Origin of the sequence: Streptomyces sp. NPDC050988, from assembly GCF_044456225.1 — a bacterium.
Taxonomy (GTDB): Bacteria; Actinomycetota; Actinomycetes; order Streptomycetales; family Streptomycetaceae; genus Streptomyces.
On the sequence record NZ_JBITFQ010000040.1, the window covers coordinates 21,271 to 45,190 of the forward strand.

The window sequence follows — 23,920 nt, forward strand, 5'->3', positions numbered from 1 at the left end:
ACCCCCTCAGGAGCGGGCGCGGCGGAGGTGCTCGGCCGCTGCCGCCTGGAAGGCGGCGTGGGCTTCCCTGGCCCGGTCGCCCGCGGCGTTGACGGCGTCGTAGTCGTCGTGGGGCGGTTCGCCCATGTCGGTGGACCGCTGGACGACGGTGTCGGCGAGACCGAGGAGCGACGGGTCGTCGGTGGCGAGGGTCAGGGAGGTCAGGGCCTTCGTCATCTCCGAGCGCGCCTCGTAGCGGGCCGCGCGGATCTCCATGGTCTCCTCGTGACCCTGCCTGCGCATGACGTGCTTCAGATACTGGTGGCGCCGGTGGTCGGTCGCGGCGCCCAGGAACGCGGCGACGGCGGCGACGAGTGCCTGCCGGTCGCGGTCGCGGCGGGCCGCGACCGTGGTGAGGTGCTGCATGACGCCCGCGGTGACGGCGCCCAGCAGTGTGCCGATCACCGCGACGATGGCTGTGGTCACGAGACCCGTCCCCCTGCTGTCATTCTTCTCTGCCCTCTTCTCCCTCTTCGCCCTCTTCGCTTCCTTCTTCCCGCTTCAGAGGGCCGACAGGTCCAGGCCCGCCTCCGCGAGCACCGTCGCGGCCACTCCCCGGCCGGTACGGGCGAGGCCGTGGAGCAGGTGATGGCAGTCGATCAGGGGCTCCGCCCCCTCGCCGTCCTCCGCGCAGGCGCGTTCCTCCGCGATCGCGATCGCCCTGCGGGAGTACGGCGTCCAGGCGATGCGCTCGGCGGCCTGCGAGGCTCCGACGCTGAAGCGGGCCCCCACCGCCCGGTGGATGTCGTCCGGTGACGCTTCGAGCGACCGGAGAAGCCGGGTGGCGGAGTTGGTCCCGGCGGTGAGGCCCCAGAGCAGGTGCTCGGTACCGATGTAGTTGTTGCGGTGCTGGACCGCGGCCCGCTTCACATGGGTCATCGCCCGGCGGAGGTCGTCGGTCATCGTCTCCGGCCCGTACCGCTTGTGCGGGGCCTGGAAACGCTGCTGGACCGCCTGCCGTGTCACGCCCAGCGCCGCGCCCACGTCCGTCCACGAGTGGCCGTGCATCCGGCAGTGCTCGACGTAGTCCTCCACCAAGTCGTCGGCGAGCGCCTGCAGTTGACCTGCGACGCCCGCCGCCGTCGTCAACAGCGCCAGCCAGTCCGGCTGTTCCTGGCTCGTGGCGGCCCGGTGTGCGGTGTCACAGGTGCGGTCGACCTCCGCGATGAGGTCGTCCAGATCGGGGAGCGGCATGAGGCAAGCACACCTTGCCAAATCGCAGGTGTCAAGGCACACTTGCCTCTTTGCTCAAGTACCGCGCGCAGGCGCCTCTCTGCTCAGGAACCGCCGCGCGCGGCCAGCAGGCTCAGGCCGCATCCAGTGCCGTCCGCCACTCCCGTACGGCCTCCGCCGAGACCGGCACGTCCCAGCCGCCGGGCCGGGCCGCTCCCCCGATGTGGAAGGCGTCGACACCGGCGGCCCGCAGGCGCGGGAGATGGTCGAGGCGGAGGCCGCCACCGACCAGAAGCTGCGGCTCGTAACCCTGTTCGCCACTGCGGGCCGCCTCCGCGATCAGCGTGGCCAGGCCCTCGTCCACGCCCGCCGCCGACCCCGCCGTGAGGTACGCGTCCAGGCCGGGCAGGTCGGCGAGGCTCTTGCGCAGCGCGTCGCGGTCGGCCGCGCGGTCGATCGCCCGGTGGAACGTCCAGCGGCAGCCGTCCAGTTCGGCGAGTACCGCCTCCAGCGCGGGCAGGTCCGGCTCCCCGGTCTCGTCCAGGAACCCGAGCACGAACTCGTCCGCCCCGGCGGCCCGCAGCTCCCGGGCCGCCCGTACGAGCCCTCGTACGTCCCCGGCCTCGAAACCGTCGGTCAGGCGCAGCATCACTCGCAGCGAGATGCCGACGGCGGCCCTGATCCCCGCGAAGGTCTCGACCGGCGGGGTCAGCCCGTCGGCGGCCATGTCGGTGACCAGCTCCAGCCGATCCGCGCCTCCGGCCTCGGCGGCGACCGCGTCCTCGACACCGAGGGCGATCACCTCCAGGACTGCACGCTCACTCATAGGACCTCTTCCCTCGGGGCGGCTACAGGTCTAGTCCAATAGTCAGCCTACGCGCTCGCCGCCGCCGGGGCTCAGCCGAAGAGATCGAGCTCCGCCTCCGTCGCCCCCGCCAGCTCGTACCGCGTCCCGGTCAGCGGGCGCCCCGCGTGCAGCCGTACGAGGGTGGCCGCGTCGCCGATGTAACGGGCGGGCGGCCGGTCGCCGGAGGGCGCGCCGAGCAGCAGCGGCTCGTCCATGTCGTCGAGGTCGGCGTGCAGGGCGGGCCGCCCCCGGTCGCGGGTGATCCACGCCAACAGGTCGAGCGCGGGCCCCACCTGGGCACCCGCGTACGCTCCGGGCTCGCCCCAGGCCTCCCGTACGTCTCCCGCGTGCACCCACTCCCCGAGTCCGACCCCGTCCAGCGCGCCGCCCGCCTTGGCGATCACGGGACCCGCGTCGGTCATGCCGCGCTCCAGCTCGTCGACGATCTCCGCGAGGGACCAGCCGGACCGCTCGGCGATGTCCCGGTCGTTCGCCGCGGGGCTGAACACGTCCTCCTCGTAGCGGCTCTCCACGACCCGCGACAGCGCGGCCGAGCAGTGTGCGAGGACGTGTCGTACGGTCCAGCCCGGGCAGCAGGTCCTGACCTCGAAGTCGTGCTCGGGGCGTCCTCGGAGGAGTGGGATCAGGACGTCCCGTTCTGCGGCCAGAAGGCGGCCGGGGAGTTCCGGATCGCGTACGGGGTGCGTGTCTGCGGCAGTCATGGAGCCACGCTAGGCGCTGGGCGCTCCGCGGGGGTGCGGATATTCGTCTGCGGGTCCGTTGTGGCCGGTCGCGCAGTTCCCCGCGCCCCTGAAGGGCGCTGAGGGTCGCCCGGAATCCGGACAGTGGACCGGCGGAGAATGGCCCCATGGCAAACCTCGACGCCCCCGACACCGCCAGTACCGGCGACCCGCTCGCCGCCCTGCGCGCCCGCTGGGTCCGTACCCTCCGGGCGAGCCGCGGGACGGACGACGGCCCGGACCCCGCCCCCTACGCCGACAACCTCATCTCCCGTTGGTCGGAGCCGCAGCGGCGGTATCACACCGTCGATCATCTGACGGCGGTCCTGGACCACATCGATGTGCTGGAGGCGCACGAGACGTACGCGGACGACGTGGACCTGGTGCGGCTGGCCGCGTGGTTCCATGACGCGGTCTATCTGCCGGACCGTTCCGAGAACGAGGAGCGGTCGGCCCGGCTCGCCGAGCGTGCGCTTCCCGAGGCCGGTGTCTCCGCGGCCGGCACGGCGGAGGTCGCCCGCCTCGTCCGCCTCACCGTCACGCACGCCCCGGCCGACGACGACCCCAACGGCCAGGTCCTCTGCGACGCCGACCTGGCGATCCTCGCCTCGTCCCCGGACTCGTACGCCGCCTACACGGCCGCCGTCCGCGAGGAGTACGCCTTCGTCCCGCCGGAGGCCTTCCGCGAGGGCCGCGCGGCGATCCTGCGGCAGCTCCTGGACCTGCCGCGCCTCTTCCACACCCCGTACGGGACAAGGGAATGGGAGGGTCCGGCACGCCGGAACCTGGAGTCGGAGCTCGGCCTGTTGACGGGCTGAACGCCAGCCGATGGAATGACAGGCCCATCCATGAGGTTGGCACCTGATATGCCCGTCCCCACGAGCGCCGGCTCCGCCACGCCCACCCGCACCACCACCCGCACCCGTATGCCCCTGGCCGTCTACGTCCTCGGGCTCTCCGTCTTCGCACTGGGCACCAGCGAGTTCATGCTCTCCGGCCTGCTGCCGGCCGTCGCGGACGACATGAACGTGTCGATCCCGCGCGCGGGGCTGCTGATATCCGCCTTCGCCGTCGGCATGGTAGTGGGCGCGCCGCTGCTGGCCGTGGCGACGCTCCGGATGCCCCGCCGTACGACCCTGATCTCGCTCATCGCGGTCTTCGGGGTGGGCCAGATCGTGGGCGCCCTCGCCCCGAACTACGCCGTGCTCTTCGCGTCCCGTGTCGTGAGCGCGCTCGCCTGCGCCGGGTTCTGGGCGGTCGGCGCGGCCGTGGCCATCGCCATGGTCCCGGTGAACGCCCGGGCCCGCGCCCTCGCCGTGATGATCGGCGGCCTGTCCATCGCGAACGTCCTCGGTGTCCCGGCGGGCGCCTTCCTGGGTGAGAGCCTCGGCTGGCGTTCGGCGTTCTGGGCGGTCGGCGCGGCCTCCGCGGTCGCGCTGGTCGGAGTGGCCACGCTCATCCCCCGTATCCCGCTCCCCGACGAGAAGCCGCAGCTCAGGCGGGAGCTGCGGATCTACCGCGACCGGCAGGTGTGGCTCTCCATCTCGCTGATCGCGTTCGCGGCGGGCGGTGTCTTCTGCGCGTTCAGCTATCTCGCGCCGCTGCTGACGGACGTCTCCGGGCTCGACGACAGCTGGGTGCCCGTGGTGCTCGGGCTGTTCGGCGTCGGGGCGCTGATCGGCACGATGATCGGGGGCCGGATCGCGGACGCGCACCTCTTCGGGGTGCTGCTCACCGGGATCGCGGCCTCGTCCGTCCTGCTCGTCGCGCTGGCGCTGCTCGGGCAGTACGCCGTCGCCGCCGTCACCCTCGCCTTCCTCCTCGGCGTCTCCGCCTTCTACACGGCCCCGGCCCTGAACGCCCGGATGTTCAACGTCGCGGGCAAGGCCCCGACCCTGGCCGGTGCCACCACCACGGCCGCGTTCAACCTCGGCAACACCGGCGGCCCCTGGATCGGCGGCGCCGTCATCGACGCGGGCCTCGGCTTCGCCTCCCCGGCCTGGGCGGGCGCGGCCCTGACGGTCACGGCGGGCGCGGTGACGGCGGTCTCGCTGCGGCTGCACCGGCGTACGGCGGCCACACGGGTGGTGACCACGGGATCCCCGGCCTCCACAGTCACGACTGCCACAACCACTGCTGCCACAGCTCCCAACGAGCCGATTAATCAGTCTCGTTCGGTGAACTGATCGCCTATTCTCGCCGGCATGCGGGCTATGGGCGGGGACCAGGTGGAAGAGGCCGTCACGGACGCGGTGGCAACACTGCGGAAGGTGGCCGACCGGGACTGGAGCGTCAAGGCGGGCCGCCTGGACTGGAGTTGCCGTAGGACGGCGGAGCACATCGCGTCGGACCTCATCGCGTACGCGGGGCAGATCGCGGGCACTCCCACCGACCGCTACGTGCCGTTCCGCATCACCTTCGAGGAGTGCGAGAGCCCCGAGGACGTGCTCCAGGTCATCGAGGCGACCGGCACCCTGCTCGCGGCCGCCGTCCGCACCGCGCCGCGCGAGGCCCGCGCCTTCCACCCGTACCCCTTCCGCAGCGCGAACCGCGAGGGCTTCGCCGCGATGGGCGTCACCGAGGTGCTCGCGCACACGCACGACATCGCCGAGGGTCTGGGCATCCCGTACGAGGCCCCGGCCGCGCTCTGCGAGGACGTACTGACGCGGATCTTCCCGCACGTCCGGCCGACCGCCGACTCGGACCCCTGGCGGACCCTCCTGTGGGCCACGGGCCGCGGTGACCTGCCCGGCCGCGCGCCCCTCACCGACTGGCGCTGGAACAACAACCTCGTGATCCCCGCCGACCGCCTCACCCTCCAGGGCGTCACCCCCGCGGCCGCCGCCGACCTCCGCGCGGGCGGCACCGGCGGCTTCGAGTGGACGGAGGACGGCCCCTTCGAGGGCACGCGGGACGCCGCCGGAATGGTGACGAAGGCGTACGAGGCCGGGGTGCACCGCCCGGAGTTCGGCCTGTTCGTCCTGGTACACCGCGAGGACGGCCGCGCGGTCGGCGGCATGGGCTTCCACGGTTCCCCCGACGAGGAGGGCCGCGCCGAGGTCGGCTACGACCTGGCCGAGTCCGCCCGCGGCAACGGCTACGCGGCCGAGGCCCTGCGCGCCCTGTCCGCCTGGGCCCTCTCGCGCGACGACGTCACGTCCCTGTTCGCGACAGTGGACCGCGTCAACGCCCCTTCCCAGAGCGTGCTGTCCCGCGCGGGCTTCACCCGGGTGAGCGTGGCGGGCGGGGACGGACGGGGAGAGAGCGAGGGCGGGGAGCAGTACGCGTACGAGCTGCGGGGCTGACGGCGGAGTGCGGTCGCGCCCGTGAACTGCCGGGGGCCGTCAACTCCCAGGAACGGCACGCCCCTTGGGCCTGCGCAGCCCCGAAGCGAGCAGCAGCCGTACCACCTCGCGGCTGCGAACCTCCACCGCTCCTGCCGCGACCGCGTCCGCGTACCGGTGCGAGGGGATGTCGTAGTGATCACGCTCGAAGGCCCGGGCGGGGGCGCCCAGCCGACGGGCGAAGTCGTGCAGTTCGTCGTACGAGACGTCGCTGACGAGGTGGGACCACATGCGGCCGTGCCCCGGCCAGTCGGGCGGATCGATGTAGACGGTCACGAGGAGAGCGTCCCCCCGCCCGTCCCGCCGCCTGCCCCCTTGAGCGCGCCCACCGCCGAGACCTTCACGCCCGCCTTGTGGCACACCCAGTGCGGGTCGGCGCCCAACTCCGGCTCCACTTCCAGGGCGTGGGGGTCACCGGCACCGCAGACGGGACACAGCGGCCAGCGCCCGTGCCGCTCAAGGAGTGCATCCTGTACGTCCTGGGCGACGAGCCCCGCCACGTAGTCGACCCCCTCCGGCCACTGCTCCACCCACCAGCGCCGCTGCACCACCGACTCCTCGACGAACGAGACGACGTCCGGGTCGGCGACCTCACCGGCCGCAAGATCAGCAAGCACAAGCGCCCGCGCCGCGTGCAACGCCTGCTCCAAGGGGCTGATGGGATGGGGGGAGGGCGGAGAATCCATACGTCCATTGTGCGCCACCCGGGCAGCGCGGCGCCGGGCCCCGCCTGTGCCTCGTAAGCGCCGCAGGGAACAGCGCCCTGCAAGGGGCGCGGGGAACTGCGCCCTGCAAGGGGCGCGGGGAACTGCGCAATCTTTTAGGGGCGCGGGGAACTGCGCGACAAGCCCCCACCGGCCCGCACACGCAGACGCACCCCCTTGACCCTCCCCCGTGGCGAAAATATCTTTCATACGTGACCCACGAAGTGAAGGAAATTTTCGCGGGCGAAACCCCGCCGGCCCCCGCGGCCCTCGCCGCCAAGGTCCGCACACTCGCCCCGTCGATGACCCGCTCCATGCAGCGCGTGGCGGAGGCCGTGGCCGCCGACCCCGCCGGCTGCGCGGCCCTCACGGTCACCGGCCTCGCGGAACTGACCGGCACCAGCGAGGCGACCGTCGTCCGTACGGCCCGCCTCCTCGGCTACCCCGGCTACCGCGACCTGCGCCTGGCCCTCGCCGGACTCGCCGCCCAGCAGCAGTCGGGCCGCGCCCCCGCCGTGACGGCCGACATCGCGGTCGACGACCCGATCGCGGACGTGGTCGCCAAGCTCGCGTACGACGAACAGCAGACGCTCGCCGACACGGCGGCCGGGCTGGACACGGTCCAGCTCGGCGCGGCGGTCGCCGCCCTCGCGGCCGCCCGCCGTATCGACGTGTACGGCGTCGGCGCGTCCGGTCTCGTCGCGCAGGACCTCACCCAGAAGCTCCTGCGGATCGGACTCATAGCGCAGGCGCACAGCGACCCGCACCTGGCGGTGACGAACGCCGTGCAGCTGCGCGCCAAGGACGTGGCGATCTCGATCACGCACTCCGGATCGACGGGCGATGTCATCGAGCCGTTGCGGGTCGCCTTCGAGCGCGGGGCCACGACGGTCGCGATCACCGGGCGTCCGGACGGTCCCGTCACCCAGTACGCGGATCACATCCTCACCACGTCCACGGCTCGGGAGAGCGAGTTGCGGCCGGCGGCGATGTCCTCGCGGACGAGTCAGCTGCTGGTGGTGGACTGCCTGTTCATCGGGGTCGCGCAGCGGACGTACGAGACCGCGGCGCCTGCGTTGTCGGCGTCGTACGAGGCGTTGGCCCATCGCCACCGTAGCGGTCCGCGATAGCCGCAGACCGACGCCGGAGGGTCCTTCGACTGCGGGTGCGTGGGGGCTGGTCGCGCAGTTCCCCGCGCCCCTGAAAGACGAAGGCCGGCCGCCCCGGCACCGGAAGGTCCAGCCGCCGAAGGCCTCGCGCCAGACAACCCAGCACCAGAACGCCCCGCACCAGAAAGAGCCGTCGCACATGACCTCCAGCGCCGATGCCACCGACGCCCCCTCTCACTCCTCACCCTCCTCACCCTCCTCGCACCCCTCACCCTCCGACCACCGCGACGTGCGGGCCGAGTTGGAGAGCCTGACCACTGAGGCCTTCCGGCCCGAGTTGTCGGAGATCGATCAGCTGCCCACGCTCGACATCGCGAAGCTCATGAACGGGGAGGACGCGACCGTGCCGGGCGCGGTCGCCGCGCAGCTGCCGAGTATCGCGGCGGCGATCGACGCCATCGCGGAGCGGATGGGGCGGGGCGGGCGGCTCGTCTACGCGGGTGCCGGAACCGCCGGCCGGCTCGGCGTGCTGGACGCGTCCGAGTGCCCGCCCACCTTCAACACCGACCCCTCCGAGGTCGTCGGCCTGGTCGCGGGTGGCCCGGCGGCGATGACGACGTCGATCGAGGGCGCGGAGGACTCGGCGGAGCTGGCCGTAGAGGACCTCTCCGCCCTGGGCCTCACGGCGGACGACGTGGTCGTGGGCGTCTCCGCCTCGGGCCGTACCCCGTACGCGATCGGTGCCGTGGAGCACGCCCGGGCGCTCGGTGCCCTCACGGTCGGTCTGTCCTGCAACGCGGACAGCGCCCTCGCGGCGGCGGCCGACCACGGCATCGAGGTGGTCGTGGGCCCCGAGCTGCTGACCGGCTCCACCCGCCTCAAGGCCGGTACCGCACAGAAGCTCGTCCTCAACATGCTGTCGACGATCACGATGATCCGCCTGGGCAAGACGTACGGGAACCTGATGGTCGACGTACGCGCCTCGAACGAGAAGCTGCGCGCCCGCTCCCGCCGTATCGTCTCGCTCGCCACCGGCGCCTCCGACGAGGAGATCGAGACGGCCCTCGCGGCAACGGACGGCGAGGTCAAGAACGCCATCCTCACCATCCTGGGCAACGTGGACGGCCCCACGGCGGCCCACCTCCTGGAGGAGAGCGACGGCCACCTGAGGGCGGCCCTGGCAGCAGCGCCTCGTTAGGGGCGCGGAGAACTGCGCGACCAGCCCCCACGCACCCGCACCCGAAGAACCCACCGACCTCATCCGAACCCCGGACTGTCAGTGGGACATGCGAGGGTGGAGGAGCCAAAAGGAAGGGACGCCAAACCGTGAACCACGCGCAACTGACCGCTCTGGGCCGCGCCCTGCGCGTACTAGGCGAGCACGGGGACGCCCTGTCCTCCGACACGCAGGACGCGAAACTGCACGAGGTGAAGGCCGACCTCAAGCGGGCCCTGGACCTGCTGGAGGAGACCGTCACGACGGCGGCCCCGACCACGCGCTGCCCGGAGCACCCCACGGGCCCGGTCGACCAGGACGCCCCGGACCTGTGCCTGCTCTGCGAGACCCGGCGCCGCCTCGCCCGCCGTTCGAAGGTCAACGACTCGTTCCCGCAGGGCCGTCCGACCGCCCCGGACGAGATCGGGGAGCGCACGAAGTCGCGTTACGGAGTCCGGGGCGACCGGCCCCAGCCCCAGCAGCGCTGGCTCCCCGAGCTGTGGACCGGCCAGACCTGGCAGCTCTGCGGCACCCCCCGCCGCGACAAACAGGAGGCGGAGCTGTATCTCGCCGCCCAGCGCCGCGGCCCCCGCCCGAGCATGGCCTACCGACTGGTGCACGAGTTCACCGACTACGAGGTGCTACGGATCTGGGGCACCCCGGTGAAGATCGACATCGAGCCGATGGGCAACCTCTAGCCGGACTCCTCATTCCTCGGCCAGGCCGTGTTCAGGTGTCTGGGGTTGCACCTTCCGTAGCGGCATGTGGTCCGGTGGACCTGCGTTCCGGCCCCTTGAGGAAAGGCCCCTGCTCATGCACTCGTCGTTCGTGCCACCCCGCCGGGTCAAGATCGGTGACGCGGCGGCCTTCGTCGGCAGCACGCCACGGGCGATTCGCCACTACCACGAGATCGGCCTGCTCCCCGAGCCTGAGCGGGGCGGCGACGACCGCCGCCGCTACGAGTACGAGGACATGATCCGCCTGCTGTGGATTCGCAGGATGGCCGACGCCGGGATCGCCCTGGACGACATCCGTGACGCCTTCACCACCGGCACGGCTTCGGCAGGTGCGGACAGCGGAGAAGGTATCGCGGGCATCCTGGAGCGGCTGGAGCAGACCCTCGCCGAGCAGGAGGCGAAACTGCGTCGGCAACGGACCGCCGTGCAGCGGATGCGTACCGAAGGCAGCCGGATGGGCCTGCTCTCCGACTTCGTCACCGAGCGCCTCAAGAGCCTGCCCGAGGGCTCCCTGCGTCAGGCGGACCTGGACAGTCTGCTGGTCACCGAGCGGATCTTCGGCCCGCTCGGCGCGGCCGTCCAGGCCACCCGTTTCGTCGCCCTGGCCACGCATCCCGCTCTGCGGGAGGAGTCCGACCGCATCGATGACGCCGAGGAGGCACTCGATGACAGCGTCGCCGTCGATGATCCACGGGTGGCTCAAGTGGCCGTCGAGCGGCACGCCTTCGAAAGCGCCCTGCATGCCTTCATCGAGGAGTCCGGCCTGGGCAAGGGCGACGATGACCTCTTCGACGCCTGGGACGCTCTGCACCCCGAGGACGGCGAGGACGGCCAGGCCGGCGAGGACAAGGCCGACCTCAGCTCCGGCAGGCGGGAGGCCGACTCCATGAGCACCTACTCCATGAGCGCCGACTCCATGAGCGCGTTCGAAGCCATCGGCAAGATGCCCTACGACTTCTCCCCAGCCCGCCTGCGCTGCATGGAACTGGCCGAAGAACTGTCCGCCCAGGACTGACCCGTTACCTGAAACACGGCCTGGCTCGACATCCCGGCCAGCCCGACACCTCGGCTAGCCCGACACCTCGGCGATCCACTTGATGAAAGCGCCCGGGTCCTGGTCGGCGCCATGTCCGGCATCCCAGTAGTAGGCGGTGTCGACGTCGTCGCCCAGGGTCGTCAGGCGGGCGGAGAGGTTGCCCGCGACGGAGAGCGAGGTGTCGCTGTCCTTGGTGCCGAGGCGTATCCACCAGTGCTTCGACCGGTTCCGGTTGGGGTCCTCGACGAGGTGGTGCATCGGGTTCATCAGGTCGAGCTTCGCGGGGATGTCGGCGTCGAGACGGGCACTGTCGCCGTTCTCGTGGCGCAGGCTGTAGAGCGTGAAGTGGCGCGCCTTCGTGGTCCCCGTACCGAACAGGTTGTTCTCGGGGGTGGCCAGGTCGAAGCCGTCGAACGAGGGCGCGTTCTTCTTCCGGGCGCCCACGTGGGCGAGGAAGTCGGGCCAGGAGAAGGTCGCCCGGCCGCCGGACCAGGTGATGAAGGTGTTCGCGGCCAGGTAGGCGGCACGGTCCGCGTCCGGCAGGGCGGCGAGGTAACTGGTGGCCGACGGCTCCAGATGGGTCTTCAGCAGGTACTCGTCGAGGTTGCGCGCGGTGAGCCTGCCGAAGCCCTTCGCCCGCAGCCCGAGTGAGGCCAGGTAGTCGCCGTACGCGGCCTTCAGTTCCCGGGAAATGGTCTGGTCGACCTGGGCGCCGCTGCCCAGCGGGTTGTCGCCCCAGCACCACTCGTACGCCGTGTCGGAGTGTTCGAGGTCGGTGATCGGGCACCAGGCGCCGACGGCGAAGATCGCGTCGCTCGCGTCGGCCGCGCCGATCGCCTCCAGGTACGGGTCGTAGAGCGGGCTGTCGCCGGACGCGCCGAGCAGCGAGGACAGGGCCCCGCCCGCGCTGACGCCGGAGGAGACGATCCGGTGCACGTTGCCCGGGACCCGGCCCTTGTTGGACTTCAGGTACCGCACGGCGGCCTTCAGGTCCACGATGGCGGCCGGTGCCGTCCCGTAGTACGTGCCGTCGGCGTCGACCAGGCTCCGGCCGCGGGCGCCCGGCTCCACGACGACGTACCCGGCGGCGAGCGCGAGCGCCTGGCGGCTGGTCCCGCCGCCCATCCCGGACGCGACGATCCCGGTGTTCTTCGCCACGGACGACGGCATGTAACCGCCGATGGCGTTGGCGAGGAGGATCGGCGCGTCGGTGGCGTCGACGGCCGTGCCGTCGATCCGCACCGGGACGCTGACGTTCAGGGACTGGTACGCCACGTCGACCGGCTTCGCCACGTACGAGGCGACCTTGTGGAAGCGGTAGACGACCTCGTGGGCGACGCCGTCGGTGTCCTTGATGGTGAGGGTCGACTCGGTGTAGGCGTCGGGGTCGAAGACCAGGGAGGAGCGCCCCGCAGCCGCCGAGGCCGCGGCGGAGGTCCCGCTCCCGGACCGAGTGGCCTGCGTGACCTGCTCGGCCTGCGCGGCCCGTGCCCCGGAGGCGAAGCCGACCGCCGGTACCGCCGCGGCCGCCGTGAGTCCCATGACTACTGCTCTACGCTGCACTTCCGTCTCCTGTCTGCACGGCCCATACGGTCAACAACCGTTTGCCAACGCCCGGTTCGGCGCCGACGGAGACTCCAGTGCACCAACCATTCCTTAAGACTTCCTGTGCCCCTCCGGCCGCAGCACAGGGAACCGGCCACCGCCTCCCAACACCACGTCCTGCCTGGCCCGCCGCCATACCGAACGAATCGCCCACAAAATTGTCAGCAATTTTGGCGCATTCTCGCGGCGGAGCACGGGCGGATGATTGCCGATAAGCGAGACGAGACGTATCGTTACGTCTCATGGAACAGCTTCTCTCCGTCGCCCCGGACGTCCGCCTCTGGACCCAACAGCGCGGCAGCGTCGACGCCCCACCCCTTCTCCTGATCATGGGCGCGGGCGCCTCCGGCCTCGGCTGGCCCGAACCACTGATGGACACCCTCGCCGTCGACCACCGGGTGATCCGGTACGACCACCGGGACACGGGACGCTCCACCTGGGCGTACGAGCAACGCCCCTATCGCATCACCGACTTGGCCGAGGACGCAGTGGCGATCCTGGACGGTCTCGGCGTGGAGCGGGCCCACGTCGTGGGGATGTCTCTCGGCGGCATGCTGACCCAGCTGCTCGTCGCCGACCACCCCGACCGCGTACTGAGCGCCACACTCATCGGGACGTCGGCACTCAGCACCGCGCCGTACATCTGCCCCGACGGGACACGCGTCCCGGTGGAGGAACTGCCCGGCGTCTCCCCCGAGGTATTGAAGATCTGGTCCCACCTCGCCGAGGAGCGCGACCGGGAGGCCGAGCTGGACTGGCGCGTCGCACACTGGCGGGTGCTGGCCTGCGGTCAACTCCCCTTCGACGCCGCGTACTTCCGCGATCTGGAAGAGCGCATCATCGAGCACGCCGGCAGCCCCGCCACCTCGCCCGCACACGCCCTCGCCGACGACTCCGGCATGCTGCGCACGGAGGCGCTCGCGACGACCGAGGTGCCCGTACAGGTCATCCTCGCCCCGGCCGAACCCGTGTTCCCACCACCGCATGCACAGCACATCGCCCAGGCGATCCGAGGCGCCCGCCTCACCGAGATCCCCGGCATGGGCCACGCCCTCCCGGCCGGACTCCTCCCGGCACTCGCCACAGCGATCCTCTCGGCCACCGCTACGTCAGGGCCGCAGCCGACGTGACCACATATCGTTTCAATCGATACCGTATCGATTGAAGCAACAGCGGTAACCTGCCCTCATGACCGCCGACGCCCCTCGCCCCGCCACGACCGCCGCCACCACCGTCGCCCCCACCACCCCCACCGCCTCGCGTGCGACCGATCGCCCCGGCGACACCTCGCCCTTCGCTCTCGGGCTGCTGCTGCGGCAGGCGCACTGGCGGGCGGCCGCGGTGATGTCGGAGGCGCTCCGGCCGCTCGGCATCGAGCTGCGGCACTTCGCGGTGCTGATCGTGCTCGTCGACCGCGGGCCCACCGTGCAGCGGGACCTGGCGGCGGCGACGGGGACGGACAAGGCGGGCATCATGCGCGTCGTGGACGACCTGGAGCGCAAGGGTCTCGCCGTACGCAAGTCCGTTCCGGGGGACCGGCGGGTACGGGCGGTGGAGATCACGCCTCAGGGCGTCGAGCTCTTCGACGCGGCCCATGCGGGGGCGGCGGCGCCGGCCGAGAGCCTGGTCGCAGACCTGAAGCCCGGCGAGCGCGAGCAACTGACCGACCTGCTGACCCGGTTCGCGTACCCCGCGGCGGACGGCGAGGCGTAGGCGCGCCACGCCCCAGGGGCGGACTACGCGGCGAGGCGCTCCGCGAGTGCCTTGGCCTTGGCGGTCGCGTCCCTGAAGGCGCGCTCGCGGGAGACCTCGTAGAGGGGAACCAGCTCGGACATGGCCGGGTTGCGGGGAGCCATCGTCAGCTCCGGGACGATGAATTCGAGATCCATGCCGAGGGTGTCCCTGAGGACGGCCTCCAGATAGTTCTGCACGAACTCGAAGCCCTCGCGCGGGGTGCCCGGCGCGTACGAGCCGCCGCGGCTGGCCACGACGACGACCGGGGTGCCCTTCGCGGACGGCGCCTCGCCCGCCGTACGGCCGAGCAGGAGCACGTTGTCCACCCACGCCTTGAGGGTCGACGGGATCGAGAAGTTGTACATGGGCGCGCCGATCAGCACGGCGTCCGCCCGCTCCAGCTCCTCCATGAGCCGCACGCGCTCGCCGAACGCGGCGGCCTGTTCCGGCGTGCGCTCGGCCGGGTCCGTGAAACCGGCGGACCAGGCGGCGGCCGTGATGTGCGGAACCGGGTCGGCGGCGAGGTCGCGGTGGATCACCCTGCCCTCCGGGTGCTGCTCCTCCCAGGCCTTGCGGAAGGCGTCCGCGACCGAACGGGACGAGGACGCCTCGCCGGGGAGCACGGACGAGTCGATGTGCAGCAGCGTGGTCATGCGCTTTCTCCAAGGATGCGGGGCCCGGGCGGGGGGGGGCCGGGGCAGAGGATTCGTACTCGACGACAGTTAAACACGAGAAGGTATCGAATGATACCGTCGTGGACGAGACGAAGAAGTGACGTCGAGCAGCGGCGAGCAGCGCCGAGCACCAGCGATCGGACGGGAGGTAGACGGCCTTGGACGTCTACGAGGCGGCGACGAGCCGTCGGGCGGTACGCGGATTCACCGACCGGCATGTCCCCCGGGAGGTACTGGAGCGCGTACTGTCCACGGCGGCCAGAGCACCGTCCGCGTCGAACCTCCAGCCGTGGCACGCCTACGTGGTGACCGGCGGGCCGCTGGCCGGGCTCAAGAAGCGAGCAGGTGAGCGCCTCGCCGCGGGCGACCCCTGGGACGAGCCGGAGTACGAGATGTACCCGCCCGCGCTCAAGTCCCCGTACCGGGAACGCCGTTCCGCCTTCGGCGAGCAGCGCTACGGCGCGCTCGGCATTCCGCGCGAGGACCTGGAGGCGCGCCAGCGGGCCGCCGCCGCGAACTGGGAGTGCTTCGGCGCGCCCGCCGCCCTGTTCTGCTACATCGACCGCGACCTGGGCCCGGCCCAGTGGTCCGACGTCGGCATGTATCTGCAGACCGTGATGCTGCTGCTCCGCGCCGAAGGGCTGCACAGCTGTACGCAGATGGCGTGGGCGAAATACCACCGGACGGTCGCGGAGGTCCTGTCACCCCCGGAGGAGCTGATCCTCTTCTGCGGCATGTCGATCGGGTTCGAGGACGCCACGGTGGGATACACCCGTACGGGCCGGGCTCCGCTCGACGAGACGGTCGTGTTCGTCGAGGCTTGAGTCCGACGAAAGCAGAAAGCAGAAAGCGGCAAGCGGCAAGTAGCGGATAGCGGCAGCGAGAGCAGCTGGGAGGCGGCCCGCGATGGCGACGATGGGGAACCTGCCCGAGGTGGTGTCACGCGAGGAGTGGCTCGCGGCCCGCAAGGAACTGCTGGCGAAGGAGAAGGAGCTCACGCGGGCACGCGACCGGGTGAACGCCGAGCGGCGGCGCCTGCCGATGGTCCGCGTCGACAAGCCGTACGCCTTCGAGGGCCCGGACGGGACCGTGTCCCTGCTCGACCTGTTCGAGGGGCGGCCCCAGCTGGTCATGCACCACTTCATGTGGATGTACGACATCGACGCCGACGGCACCGAGCATCCCCGCGACACCGGTTGCCCCAGCTGTTCCTCCGCCGCCGACGGCATCGCCGGACTACGCCAACTGCACGCCCGCGACACGACGTTGGCCGCGGTGAGCCGCGCGCCCTACGCGAAGCTCGCCGCCTACCGCGAGCGGATGGGCTGGACGTTCCCCTGGTACTCCTCGGCCGGCGGCGACTTCAACTACGACTTCCACGCGACGGTCGACGACCGCGTCGCCCCGGTCCAAGTCTTCCACTACACCGAGGCCGAGCTGGCCGAGGCCGGAATGCCCTGGTCGGAGAACCTGCGCGGCGACTGGCCGGGCATCAGCGCGTTCCTGCGGGTGGGCGACGAGGTGTTCCACACCTACTCGACCTTCGGCCGTGGCATCGAGGAGTTCCACAACGGCTACCCCTATCTCGACCTCACCGCCCTCGGCCGCCAGGAGGCCTGGGAGGAGCCGAAGGACCGCGCGAGCCCGCGCGGCATGGAGGTCGGCGGCCCCGGGATGCGTATCCCGGACGAGTACGACGTCTGAGACGGGACGTGTGAGACAGGGCGTGTGAGACGGACGTCTGAGGCGGGACGTGTGAGGCGGGGTGTCGATGCGGCTGCATCCGGGCGAGACCGAGGCCGCCGACTGGCGGGTGGTGCCCGTGCTGGACGCCGTCCGGCAGCTGCGCGCGGCATCACCCGACGTCACCGGACGTCCGCGGGTGATCGCGATCGACGGCCGGGGCGGTGCCGGCAAGACGACCCTGGCCGAGCGGCTGCGCGAGGCGGTGCCCGACTCCGCCGTCGTGCACACCGACGACGTCGCCTGGAACCACGCCTGCTTCGACTGGGGCGCGGTGCTCGCCGAGCACATCCTGCGCCGCCTGCACCGGGGTGAGCCGGTGGACTTCCGCCCGGACGCCTGGATCACCCACGACCGGCCCGGATCGATCACCGTCCCCGCCGGTGCGGACGTCATCTGGGTCGAGGGCACCGGCATCATCCGCGAGGAGCTGGCCCCGTGGCTGGACGCCTCGGTGTGGCTGCAGGGTGACCTCGACGAGCAGGAGCGGTTGCTGTCCGCCCGCGACGGCGACTCCCCCGAACAGCGGGAACACGTGGCCGACTGGCTCCTGGAGGAACTGCCGTTCATGCTGCGGGAACAGCCGTGGGCCCGGGCCACCCTGATCGTCGCCGGCCCTCCGTGGATCGCCCACGACCCGGACACGGAGTTGGTCGTCGCCCCGCCGACCGGCAGCGGACCGGAGTTCCCCTCCCCGGACCTGTGGTGAATCAGCCTCGGCAGCCGGACGGACTGGCAATGCAGCAGTCCGGCCGGATCAGAGCTACAGGGCGATCGGTTTACCCGCAGAGGCGGTCAGGCGTACGAGCAGGCCGTAGCCGGTTGCCATGCAGAGGGCGAGGGTGAGTAGAGCTGGTCCCAAAGCGGTCGCGCCGACGTGCTGAATAAGCAGGCCCAATCCGGCAGGAAGAACAGCAGCACCGATCTGGGATGCGGCGACCTGAAAGCCGATGGTCCTGTCCGCTCTGTCCTGCCCGACACGTTCAGCCGTGGTGAGGGTCAGCAGAGGGAAGACTGGTGCTGCCGTGAGTCCAAGGACCAGCAGACCGGCGAGGGCAAGGACCGCCGGGCCGGGCAGAGCCGTCATGGCGGCGCCGCCAACGATTCCCGCGACGGAACAGGCGAGAACGCGTGCAGCACCGGCGCGTTCGGCAACTGGACCGAGGACGAGGCGACCCAGGAACATGGCGGCCCAGAAGCCCGACACCACCATCCCAGCGGTCGCGGGCGAGAGTCCGCGACCCGTGGTGAGGAAGACGTACGCCCACAGTCCGATGCCCGCCTCGATACCGATGTGGAAGGCGAACACTGCCGCGCTCAACGCGACGACATACCGGCGTGACCCGGCCGGTCGGCCGCAGCCGCGCGTCGGGGCTGTCGCGCACGTACGGGCCTCTGTCGCTCCAGGTTCGTTCGGGCGGTCGGCCCAGAGGCGCCCGGTTCGCAGGAACGCGCAGGCGAGCAGCAGTTGCACCGAGGCGATCACGACGTAGGCCCATCGCCACTGCGGGCTGAAACTCAGAGCGCCGGCGACTGCTACTGGCCCCAGGGTGGCGCCCAACCCGTAGCAGGCGTGCATCCAGGTGATGTGACGGGCTCCGAACCGGCGTGCCGCGTAGGCATTGAGACCGGAGTCGACCGCGCCCGATGCCAGCCCCAGGACGACGGTCGCCGCCACCACCGACCAAAAGGAGGGCGCGAGACTGTAGCCGAGCAGAGCGACCACGGACAGGACCGTGCTTGCGGACAACATCTGGCCGATGTGCATGCGGGTGAGAATGCGCCCGGTCATGGCGCTCGACAGCACCGCGGCGCCGATACCGAACGGCAGGAGCAGCCCCAGAGCCCCCAGGGGCTGGTGGAAGTCGGCACTCATGGAGGGCCAGGCGATGCCGAGCACGCTGTCGGGCAGCGCCATGCTCACATAGGCCAGGCAGGCAAGAACAACAAGAGGCATGGAGAAGTAGCCCTTCGGGCCGCAGGCACGACTCACCCCACGCCCGGTGCGGGCTGATGAGCCGAGGGAAACGGGAATCAGGCGACATCCCCAGGGACGTCGCCGCGTCGTGCCGCAGAACCGAGCAGCACGCGACAACAGGTCACAGTCGAAACCACGTCAACGCGTGCGGTGTTGCCCGGGTCCCCCATCTCCACCCATGCCCGAACCTCCAGCCACTGACCATACTCCCGAGGTGTGAGCGGCGCTTCTGTGTTTCCACACGCCGAATCGTGCAGGGATGGAACACCACCTCTTCACCAGCAGGCCGGTCACGGCAGCCGCCCCTCCCAGTTGAGCCGCCGCACCCGCGCCCGCAGCACCTCCCCCACCGGAGCCTCGCCCACCGACTCCGGCGGACAGTCCCACTCCCGCCCACCACCCACGGGCCGCAGCTGTACGTATCCGCCCTCGCGCCCCATGACCTGTCCGACCCGCCCGTCGCGCAGGTCGACCGCGTACTCCCGGCTCACGCGTCCCCACCCGCCGCCGCCCCGCGCAGCGCGTCGGCCAGCCGAACCGCCGTCCGTACGTTGCACCGCCCCAGCTCCACCAGGGCGTACGGTTCGCCGGTGGCCGCCGTCACCGGGTCGACGCCCAGCGACGGCAGCGCGACGCCCGCCCCCTCCAGGGCCGCCCGAAGGCACGCCACGGCGTCCTCCGTCGACAGCACCCGCTCACTCGACGTCATCTCCATCGCACCCTGCCTCCACTCTGAGTGTTCACGTTCACCACACAGCGTGGCCATCCCGGCTCTAACCTGGCCATAGACGGCGCCCCAACAACGCCTCCTGTCGGACAGGGAGTTGCACATGCCTGGATCGAAGGACCTTGACCCGTCCTCATCACCTCGCGCCCTGATCGGCGCCGAGTTGCGCCACGCCCGCGAGAGGAAGGGCCTCAGCCAGAGCGAGTTGGGCGAGCCCTTGTTCGTCAGCGGCTCGTTCATCGGCCAGTTGGAGGCCGGGACGCGACGCCTCCACCTCGAATACGCCGCCCAGATAGACGAGATCCTCGACACGAACGGCTTCTTCGAGCGGAATTGCAAGGCTCTCGCGAAGTCCAAGTATCCGGATCACTTCGCGGAGGCGGCGGAGGCGGAGGCGGTCGCTACGGCGATCAGGGAGTACGCGACGCTGCTGATCCCCGGGTTGTTGCAGACCAGGGCCTACGCGGAGGCCGTATTCCGCGCCTACAAACCGACGGCGCCGAAGGCCGAGATCGACCCCCTGGTGGCGGCACGCCTCGAACGCGCTCATCTCCTCGACGATCCAACAACGCCGTTGTTGTGGGCGATTCTCGACGAGGCCGCCATCCGACGAAAGGTCGGCAGCGGCGCGGTGATGGGCGAGGCCCTGCAACATGTCGCGAAGCTCGCGAGAGAGCACCGGATCATCGTGCAGGTGCTGCCGTTCGACGCCGGAGCCCACGCGTCAATGACCGGTGCCCTGAAGCTCATGGAGTTCGAGGACGCCCCCTCGCTCTCCTTCGTCGAGGGTCCGGACATGGGGAAGCTACTGGATGACCCAGCCACGGTCGCCCGCCACACCCTGACCTTCGACCTCCTTCAGGCAGCAGCGCATTCGCCTCAAGATTCGCTGGCCCTGCTGGAGTCAGTGGCTCAGGATTACGAACATGGAGCACAGCACCCGTGAGTACGACCTGAGCACCGCCACCTGGCACAAGTCCAGCTACAGCGGCGGCGAGGGCGGCAACTGCCTGGAAGTCGCCCGCTGGCGCAAGTCGACGTACAGCGGCGGGAGCGGTGCCGACTGCCTGGAAGTGGCCCCCGGCCACCCCACCCACGTCCCCGTGCGCGACTCCAAGAACCCCCTCGGCCCGAAGCTCAAGTTCCGGGCCGAGGCATGGTCGGCGTTCGTCGCGAACCTCAAGCAGGACTAGGCAGCCGCCGCCCCGAAGCTCAAGCGCCGAGCCCCGAGCCCTGTTTCTGAGGATTGGGTGGTGGGTCTCAACCCACCCACCCTCCCTGCGAGTTGACTCGACGCAACCGGTTTGCCACGGACAGTCACAAGGGTCTAGCGTGCCCCGATAACAAACAGCCCCCGCTCGGTGCTTGCAGGCACCCGCGGGGGCTTGACCAGCAAGATCGAATGCGAGTCGATCCCATGGCTGACGCCAAGCCTAGTCCTGCCTTCCTGCCCGCGCACGCGACCCCGCCCCACCCGATGGCCAATCCGGGTTACGGGAAACGCAACGCCCCGGACCAACTCCCCCGTACGGCGCACCACTTCGCACACCTCCCACCCCGCGAAGCGGCCGTCGCCGCGTACATCGACCGACTCCCCGGCGGCGCCGACATCTCCGTAAAGACGCTGGCCAAGACGCTCCCGTACGGCCAGTGCGCACTCCGCACGGCCCTGAACAACCTCCAACGGGCAGGCCACTTGCGCCGGGGCCGCGAACACCTGGCCGACTCGGGCAGCCCGCGCTGGATCACCCGAACGTGGTTCTCGCGAACGGCACGGGACGACGACTGGTGGGCGGCGTTCACGCGGGGCGACGTACCGCAGGAACCGCAGGAACCCCCTGCCGGGCAGGGCGGCCCCACCCGCTCCCGCGCGTACATCCTGCTCGCGGCGCTCGGCCGTACGACCCCGTCGCTGTCCCTGTCCGCCAGGGCGTGCGAGGACCTCGCCCCGCTGGTCACGGAGTGGTTCGCGAGGGGCGCGAGCGACGAACACGTACTCCAGTCCCTGACGGCGGGCCTACCGGTACCGGTCCACAGCCCGGCGGCCATCGTCCACAACCGCCTGACGACGAAGCTCCCACCGGAACCGGAACCGACTCCGCCGCCACGCCCGCCCCTCCGCGTACTGGAGTGCGCCAAGTGCGGCACACCGGGCCGCCCCGAGGCCCTGCCAGGTGGCATCTGCGGCCCGTGCCGGGGCGAGGCGGTGCCACCTGGGCCATCAGTCCCCCTGACAGCCACCGCAGTACACGCCCACGCCGCCGCAGCCCGCGCGGCGATGGTCGACCGACGAGAAAGGCCACGCCTATGACCGCTCCAACAGTCCGAAGGCACACAGCGGGGGCACGATGGAAGGGAGGAGGCAAAACCATGACCCCTGGCACCACCGAACACCCGCAGATGTCCGTCGAGGACTTCGAAGAGCTTGCCCGCAAGGCGCCGAAGCGCGTGAAGCTCGAATTCCTCGAAGGGCGGCTGTCCAGCAAGTACCCCCTCGACGTCGAGGACTTCGAGGAACTGGAAAGCCGGGCGCCCGAGACCGTGCGGCTTGAGTACATCAACGGAAAACTAAGGGTCAAGGCAATGCCGGACGGCAAGCACACGTCGATCTTCATGTGGCTGCTCCGCCAGTGCATGCAGCAGCGCCCTGACCTGGACCTCGCGCCCGAGCGGGGCGTCAAGGCGGAGGCCTACCGCAAGGGCCGTGCACGTACGGACGGCTTCCTGGCGCCGGTGGACCACTTCAGGGACGACGGCGAGTGGTCCGAGACCGACGGCGCTCTCATGGCCGTCGAAATCACCTCCCACGACCGCGACACCGACCAGCGCGACCGTATCGACAAGCCCGTCGGCTACGCGGAGGCCGACATCCCCGTCTACCTCCTCATCGACCGCGACAACAACACCGTCACGGTGTTCAGCGAGCCGAAGGACGGCCGCTACCAGCAGGCCCCGTCCTACCCGTGGGGAGCCACCGTGGAGATCCCGGAGCCCGTCGGCATCACGCTGAAAACCGAGAAACTCAAGGACTACGCGGACTGACGGCCTGCGCGCACCGACGAAAGAAGAGCCAAGTGAACCAAGCGCACGCACCCGCCGGTGAAGTTGGCAAGTCCGCCGCCGCGCCCATCCCAGCAAGCGGACCGGATGAGCTGCAGCGCCTGCGGGACAAGGCGGACATCGCTGAAGCTCAAGCCCGCGAGGCGGCTCCGGCCGGGGCGGCCATGTCCCACGACGAGTTCATGGCCCAGCTGGAGGATGAGGACCGCCAGAAGACCGCTTCCTGACCCACCAACGGGACGCCCGAGGGCGGCACCCCTGCAAGAAGGGGTGCCGCCCTCGGCGTACAACAGCCATCCGTGTTGGTCGGCTCAGCTGAGTGAGCGGAGCGCCGCCGCGTCGTACGCTCCCAGCTCCTCGAACCGGCCGTCGAGGACCTTCGCCGCCCACTGGGGGTCCTGAAGGAGGGCGCGGCCCACGGCCACCATGTCGAACTCGTCGCTCTCCAGACGGTCCAGCAGGTCGTCGATGCCTCTGGCCGGGGCGCCCTCGCTCTGGAGTCCATTGAGGAAGTCGCCGTCGAGGCCGACCGAGCCGACGGTGATGACCGGCTTGCCCGTCAGCTTCTTCGTCCAGCCGGCCAGGTTCAGGTCCGAGCCGTCGAACTCCGGGCGCCAGTAGCGGCGGGTGGAGGCGTGAAAGGCGTCCACACCGGCCGCGACGAGCGGGGCCAGCAGCGCCGCCAGCTCCTCCGGCGTCTCGGCGAGACGTGCCTCGTACGCCTGCTGCTTCCACTGCGAGAAGCGGAAGACGACCGGGAAGGACGGCGAGACGGCGGCACGCACCGCGGCCACGATCTCCGCGGCGAACCGCGTCCGCGCGACCAGGTCGCCGCCGTACGCGTCGGTGCGACGGTTCGTACCGGCCCAGAGGAACTGGTCGATCAGGTAACCGTGCGCGCCGTGCAGTTCGACCCCGTCGAAGCCGATGCGCTCGGCGGCGGCAGCGGCCTCGGAGAAGGCCTGGATGACGTCGTCCAGGTCCTGCCGGGTCATGGCCCTGCCGGTGACCTTGGCGCCCTCCGTGTGGATACCGGACGGGCTGACGGACGGGGCGTCCGCGAACGGCGGCTGGCCGGCCCGGCGCACGCTCCCGATGTGCCAGAGCTGGGGCACGATCTTCCCGCCCGCCGCGTGCACGGCCTCGGCGACCTTCGCCCACCCGGCCAGCTGCTCCGCCCCGTGGAAGCGGGGGACGTCGTCGCTCTGCCCGGCCGACTCATGGCCCACGTACGTGCCCTCGGTGACGATCAGGCCGACCCCGGCGGCGGCACGGCGCGCGTAGTACGACGCCACGTCCGCCCCCGGAACACCGCCCGGCGAGAAATACCGGGTCATCGGCGCCATCGCGATCCGGTTCGGAACGGTCAGGCCGTTGAGGGCGACGGGCCGGGAAAGGACCTCGGCCGCGCGGGAGGCGGAGGGGGCGACAGTCACCTGGGGGCTCCTCGGGGG

At 71.0% G+C, this 23,920-nt stretch carries 29 protein-coding genes; 17 read left to right on the forward strand and 12 right to left on the reverse strand.

Annotated features, from left to right (window positions below):
* Positions 1-6: 6 nt before the first annotated feature.
* The 4 genes from ACIBEI_RS44590 to ACIBEI_RS44605 all read right to left on the reverse strand — a co-directional run bounded on the left by ACIBEI_RS44590 (position 7) and on the right by ACIBEI_RS44605 (position 2,781).
* The gene (locus ACIBEI_RS44590) at positions 7-465 is read right to left on the reverse strand and encodes a hypothetical protein (RefSeq protein WP_398896794.1); all 459 of its coding nucleotides are present in this window, start codon (positions 463-465) and stop codon (positions 7-9) included.
* 75 nt (positions 466-540) lie between these two features.
* The gene (locus ACIBEI_RS44595; protein ID WP_398896795.1) at positions 541-1,233 is read right to left on the reverse strand and encodes a Clp protease N-terminal domain-containing protein; all 693 of its coding nucleotides are present in this window, start codon (positions 1,231-1,233) and stop codon (positions 541-543) included.
* Positions 1,234-1,345: 112 nt separating this feature from the next.
* On the reverse strand, positions 1,346-2,038 hold the full coding sequence (locus tag ACIBEI_RS44600; protein ID WP_398896796.1) for a copper homeostasis protein CutC: 693 nt from the start codon (positions 2,036-2,038) through the stop codon (positions 1,346-1,348).
* A gap of 71 nt (positions 2,039-2,109) precedes the next feature.
* Positions 2,110-2,781, reverse strand: a complete 672-nt coding sequence (locus ACIBEI_RS44605; protein WP_398896797.1) for a maleylpyruvate isomerase family mycothiol-dependent enzyme — start codon at positions 2,779-2,781, stop codon at positions 2,110-2,112.
* A 146-nt stretch (positions 2,782-2,927) separates the two neighbouring features.
* On the opposite strand from ACIBEI_RS44605, the gene ACIBEI_RS44610 reads away from it, so the two are divergent.
* From ACIBEI_RS44610 to ACIBEI_RS44620, 3 genes are all read left to right on the forward strand, one after another.
* The gene (locus ACIBEI_RS44610; RefSeq protein WP_398896798.1) at positions 2,928-3,617 is read left to right on the forward strand and encodes a hypothetical protein; all 690 of its coding nucleotides are present in this window, start codon (positions 2,928-2,930) and stop codon (positions 3,615-3,617) included.
* A gap of 108 nt (positions 3,618-3,725) precedes the next feature.
* Positions 3,726-4,985 (forward strand): Cmx/CmrA family chloramphenicol efflux MFS transporter, encoded by a 1,260-nt coding sequence (locus tag ACIBEI_RS44615; RefSeq protein ID WP_398896875.1) that lies wholly within the window; start codon positions 3,726-3,728, stop codon positions 4,983-4,985.
* Between the two features lie 18 nt (positions 4,986-5,003).
* Positions 5,004-6,104 carry a GNAT family N-acetyltransferase gene (locus tag ACIBEI_RS44620; RefSeq protein WP_398896800.1) on the forward strand — a complete coding sequence of 367 codons (1,101 nt, stop codon included), beginning with the start codon at positions 5,004-5,006 and terminating at the stop codon, positions 6,102-6,104.
* A 39-nt stretch (positions 6,105-6,143) separates the two neighbouring features.
* Here the strand turns inward: ACIBEI_RS44620 and ACIBEI_RS44625 are convergent, their stop codons facing one another.
* The gene (locus tag ACIBEI_RS44625) at positions 6,144-6,419 is read right to left on the reverse strand and encodes a DUF4031 domain-containing protein (RefSeq protein WP_398896801.1); all 276 of its coding nucleotides are present in this window, start codon (positions 6,417-6,419) and stop codon (positions 6,144-6,146) included.
* Positions 6,416-6,829 (reverse strand): hypothetical protein, encoded by a 414-nt coding sequence (locus ACIBEI_RS44630; protein ID WP_398896802.1) that lies wholly within the window; start codon positions 6,827-6,829, stop codon positions 6,416-6,418. The genes ACIBEI_RS44625 and ACIBEI_RS44630 overlap by 4 nt, the downstream gene beginning before the upstream one ends.
* A 230-nt stretch (positions 6,830-7,059) precedes the next feature.
* On the opposite strand from ACIBEI_RS44630, the gene ACIBEI_RS44635 reads away from it, so the two are divergent.
* From ACIBEI_RS44635 to ACIBEI_RS44650, 4 genes are all read left to right on the forward strand, one after another.
* A complete protein-coding gene (locus ACIBEI_RS44635) occupies positions 7,060-7,977 on the forward strand; it encodes a MurR/RpiR family transcriptional regulator (protein ID WP_398896803.1) in 918 nt (305 codons plus the stop codon).
* A gap of 178 nt (positions 7,978-8,155) precedes the next feature.
* On the forward strand, positions 8,156-9,154 hold the full coding sequence (gene murQ, locus ACIBEI_RS44640; RefSeq protein WP_398896804.1) for an N-acetylmuramic acid 6-phosphate etherase: 999 nt from the start codon (positions 8,156-8,158) through the stop codon (positions 9,152-9,154).
* 128 nt (positions 9,155-9,282) lie between these two features.
* Positions 9,283-9,870 (forward strand): hypothetical protein, encoded by a 588-nt coding sequence (locus ACIBEI_RS44645; protein ID WP_398896805.1) that lies wholly within the window; start codon positions 9,283-9,285, stop codon positions 9,868-9,870.
* 115 nt (positions 9,871-9,985) lie between these two features.
* On the forward strand, positions 9,986-10,924 hold the full coding sequence (locus ACIBEI_RS44650) for a MerR family transcriptional regulator (RefSeq protein WP_398896807.1): 939 nt from the start codon (positions 9,986-9,988) through the stop codon (positions 10,922-10,924).
* Between the two features lie 54 nt (positions 10,925-10,978).
* On the opposite strand, the gene ACIBEI_RS44655 is transcribed toward ACIBEI_RS44650, so the two are convergent.
* Positions 10,979-12,487, reverse strand: coding sequence for a subtype B tannase (locus ACIBEI_RS44655; protein WP_398896809.1), 1,509 nt, complete (start codon positions 12,485-12,487; stop codon positions 10,979-10,981).
* A 305-nt stretch (positions 12,488-12,792) separates the two neighbouring features.
* Between ACIBEI_RS44655 and ACIBEI_RS44660 the strand changes: the two genes are divergently transcribed.
* Complete coding sequence (locus tag ACIBEI_RS44660; RefSeq protein WP_398896810.1) at positions 12,793-13,680, forward strand: alpha/beta fold hydrolase; 888 nt, start codon at positions 12,793-12,795, stop codon at positions 13,678-13,680.
* A gap of 58 nt (positions 13,681-13,738) precedes the next feature.
* Positions 13,739-14,263, forward strand: coding sequence for a MarR family winged helix-turn-helix transcriptional regulator (locus tag ACIBEI_RS44665; RefSeq protein ID WP_398896812.1), 525 nt, complete (start codon positions 13,739-13,741; stop codon positions 14,261-14,263).
* Between the two features lie 23 nt (positions 14,264-14,286).
* On the opposite strand, the gene ACIBEI_RS44670 is transcribed toward ACIBEI_RS44665, so the two are convergent.
* Positions 14,287-14,937, reverse strand: a complete 651-nt coding sequence (locus ACIBEI_RS44670; RefSeq protein WP_398896813.1) for an FMN-dependent NADH-azoreductase — start codon at positions 14,935-14,937, stop codon at positions 14,287-14,289.
* Positions 14,938-15,116: 179 nt separating this feature from the next.
* Here ACIBEI_RS44670 and ACIBEI_RS44675 point away from each other — a divergent pair, with 179 nt between their 5' ends.
* The 3 genes from ACIBEI_RS44675 (at position 15,117) to ACIBEI_RS44685 (ending at position 17,410) form a co-directional block, all read left to right on the forward strand.
* Positions 15,117-15,782 (forward strand): nitroreductase, encoded by a 666-nt coding sequence (locus ACIBEI_RS44675; RefSeq protein WP_398896814.1) that lies wholly within the window; start codon positions 15,117-15,119, stop codon positions 15,780-15,782.
* An 82-nt stretch (positions 15,783-15,864) separates the two neighbouring features.
* Positions 15,865-16,662, forward strand: coding sequence for a DUF899 domain-containing protein (locus ACIBEI_RS44680; protein WP_398896815.1), 798 nt, complete (start codon positions 15,865-15,867; stop codon positions 16,660-16,662).
* Positions 16,663-16,729: 67 nt separating this feature from the next.
* Complete coding sequence (locus tag ACIBEI_RS44685) at positions 16,730-17,410, forward strand: uridine kinase (RefSeq protein WP_398896816.1); 681 nt, start codon at positions 16,730-16,732, stop codon at positions 17,408-17,410.
* Positions 17,411-17,464: 54 nt separating this feature from the next.
* Here the strand turns inward: ACIBEI_RS44685 and ACIBEI_RS44690 are convergent, their stop codons facing one another.
* From ACIBEI_RS44690 to ACIBEI_RS44700, 3 genes are all read right to left on the reverse strand, one after another.
* A complete protein-coding gene (locus ACIBEI_RS44690; protein WP_398896818.1) occupies positions 17,465-18,658 on the reverse strand; it encodes an MFS transporter in 1,194 nt (397 codons plus the stop codon).
* A gap of 311 nt (positions 18,659-18,969) precedes the next feature.
* Positions 18,970-19,170 carry a hypothetical protein gene (locus tag ACIBEI_RS44695; protein ID WP_398896879.1) on the reverse strand — a complete coding sequence of 67 codons (201 nt, stop codon included), beginning with the start codon at positions 19,168-19,170 and terminating at the stop codon, positions 18,970-18,972.
* Entirely contained in the window at positions 19,167-19,388 is a 222-nt protein-coding gene (locus ACIBEI_RS44700) for a hypothetical protein (RefSeq protein ID WP_398896820.1), read from the reverse strand. The genes ACIBEI_RS44695 and ACIBEI_RS44700 overlap by 4 nt, the downstream gene beginning before the upstream one ends.
* Positions 19,389-19,509: 121 nt before the next feature.
* On the opposite strand from ACIBEI_RS44700, the gene ACIBEI_RS44705 reads away from it, so the two are divergent.
* From ACIBEI_RS44705 to ACIBEI_RS44725, 5 genes are all read left to right on the forward strand, one after another.
* Positions 19,510-20,352, forward strand: a complete 843-nt coding sequence (locus ACIBEI_RS44705) for a Scr1 family TA system antitoxin-like transcriptional regulator (protein WP_398896821.1) — start codon at positions 19,510-19,512, stop codon at positions 20,350-20,352.
* Complete coding sequence (locus ACIBEI_RS44710) at positions 20,333-20,599, forward strand: DUF397 domain-containing protein (protein ID WP_398896822.1); 267 nt, start codon at positions 20,333-20,335, stop codon at positions 20,597-20,599. Before ACIBEI_RS44705 ends, ACIBEI_RS44710 begins: the two co-directional genes overlap by 20 nt.
* A 224-nt stretch (positions 20,600-20,823) precedes the next feature.
* Positions 20,824-21,717, forward strand: coding sequence for a hypothetical protein (locus tag ACIBEI_RS44715; protein WP_398896824.1), 894 nt, complete (start codon positions 20,824-20,826; stop codon positions 21,715-21,717).
* Between the two features lie 59 nt (positions 21,718-21,776).
* Positions 21,777-22,448, forward strand: coding sequence for a Uma2 family endonuclease (locus ACIBEI_RS44720; protein ID WP_388351917.1), 672 nt, complete (start codon positions 21,777-21,779; stop codon positions 22,446-22,448).
* Between the two features lie 32 nt (positions 22,449-22,480).
* Positions 22,481-22,693 (forward strand): hypothetical protein, encoded by a 213-nt coding sequence (locus tag ACIBEI_RS44725; RefSeq protein ID WP_398896825.1) that lies wholly within the window; start codon positions 22,481-22,483, stop codon positions 22,691-22,693.
* Between the two features lie 84 nt (positions 22,694-22,777).
* Here ACIBEI_RS44725 and ACIBEI_RS44730 read toward each other — a convergent pair whose 3' ends face one another.
* A complete protein-coding gene (locus tag ACIBEI_RS44730; protein WP_398896827.1) occupies positions 22,778-23,902 on the reverse strand; it encodes an NADH:flavin oxidoreductase in 1,125 nt (374 codons plus the stop codon).
* Positions 23,903-23,920 lie beyond the last annotated feature (18 nt).

Bases quoted from the DNA above. Each gene is read 5' to 3' on its own strand.
- ACIBEI_RS44595 (WP_398896795.1), bottom strand. From the start codon at position 1,233: ATGCCGCTCCCCGATCTGGACGACCTCATCGCGGAGGTCGACCGCACC.
- ACIBEI_RS44600 (WP_398896796.1), bottom strand. From the start codon at position 2,038: ATGAGTGAGCGTGCAGTCCTGGAGGTGATCGCCCTCGGTGTCGAGGAC.
- ACIBEI_RS44605 (WP_398896797.1), bottom strand. From the start codon at position 2,781: ATGACTGCCGCAGACACGCACCCCGTACGCGATCCGGAACTCCCCGGC.
- ACIBEI_RS44610 (WP_398896798.1), top strand. From the start codon at position 2,928: ATGGCAAACCTCGACGCCCCCGACACCGCCAGTACCGGCGACCCGCTC.
- ACIBEI_RS44615 (WP_398896875.1), top strand. From the start codon at position 3,726: ATGCCCCTGGCCGTCTACGTCCTCGGGCTCTCCGTCTTCGCACTGGGC.
- ACIBEI_RS44620 (WP_398896800.1), top strand. From the start codon at position 5,004: ATGCGGGCTATGGGCGGGGACCAGGTGGAAGAGGCCGTCACGGACGCG.
- ACIBEI_RS44630 (WP_398896802.1), bottom strand. From the start codon at position 6,829: ATGGATTCTCCGCCCTCCCCCCATCCCATCAGCCCCTTGGAGCAGGCG.
- murQ (WP_398896804.1), top strand. From the start codon at position 8,156: ATGACCTCCAGCGCCGATGCCACCGACGCCCCCTCTCACTCCTCACCC.
- ACIBEI_RS44650 (WP_398896807.1), top strand. From the start codon at position 9,986: ATGCACTCGTCGTTCGTGCCACCCCGCCGGGTCAAGATCGGTGACGCG.
- ACIBEI_RS44655 (WP_398896809.1), bottom strand. From the start codon at position 12,487: ATGGGACTCACGGCGGCCGCGGCGGTACCGGCGGTCGGCTTCGCCTCC.
- ACIBEI_RS44660 (WP_398896810.1), top strand. From the start codon at position 12,793: ATGGAACAGCTTCTCTCCGTCGCCCCGGACGTCCGCCTCTGGACCCAA.
- ACIBEI_RS44665 (WP_398896812.1), top strand. From the start codon at position 13,739: ATGACCGCCGACGCCCCTCGCCCCGCCACGACCGCCGCCACCACCGTC.
- ACIBEI_RS44670 (WP_398896813.1), bottom strand. From the start codon at position 14,937: ATGACCACGCTGCTGCACATCGACTCGTCCGTGCTCCCCGGCGAGGCG.
- ACIBEI_RS44680 (WP_398896815.1), top strand. From the start codon at position 15,865: ATGGCGACGATGGGGAACCTGCCCGAGGTGGTGTCACGCGAGGAGTGG.
- ACIBEI_RS44685 (WP_398896816.1), top strand. From the start codon at position 16,730: ATGCGGCTGCATCCGGGCGAGACCGAGGCCGCCGACTGGCGGGTGGTG.
- ACIBEI_RS44690 (WP_398896818.1), bottom strand. From the start codon at position 18,658: ATGCCTCTTGTTGTTCTTGCCTGCCTGGCCTATGTGAGCATGGCGCTG.
- ACIBEI_RS44700 (WP_398896820.1), bottom strand. From the start codon at position 19,388: ATGACGTCGAGTGAGCGGGTGCTGTCGACGGAGGACGCCGTGGCGTGC.
- ACIBEI_RS44705 (WP_398896821.1), top strand. From the start codon at position 19,510: ATGCCTGGATCGAAGGACCTTGACCCGTCCTCATCACCTCGCGCCCTG.
- ACIBEI_RS44710 (WP_398896822.1), top strand. From the start codon at position 20,333: ATGGAGCACAGCACCCGTGAGTACGACCTGAGCACCGCCACCTGGCAC.
- ACIBEI_RS44715 (WP_398896824.1), top strand. From the start codon at position 20,824: ATGGCTGACGCCAAGCCTAGTCCTGCCTTCCTGCCCGCGCACGCGACC.
- ACIBEI_RS44720 (WP_388351917.1), top strand. From the start codon at position 21,777: ATGACCCCTGGCACCACCGAACACCCGCAGATGTCCGTCGAGGACTTC.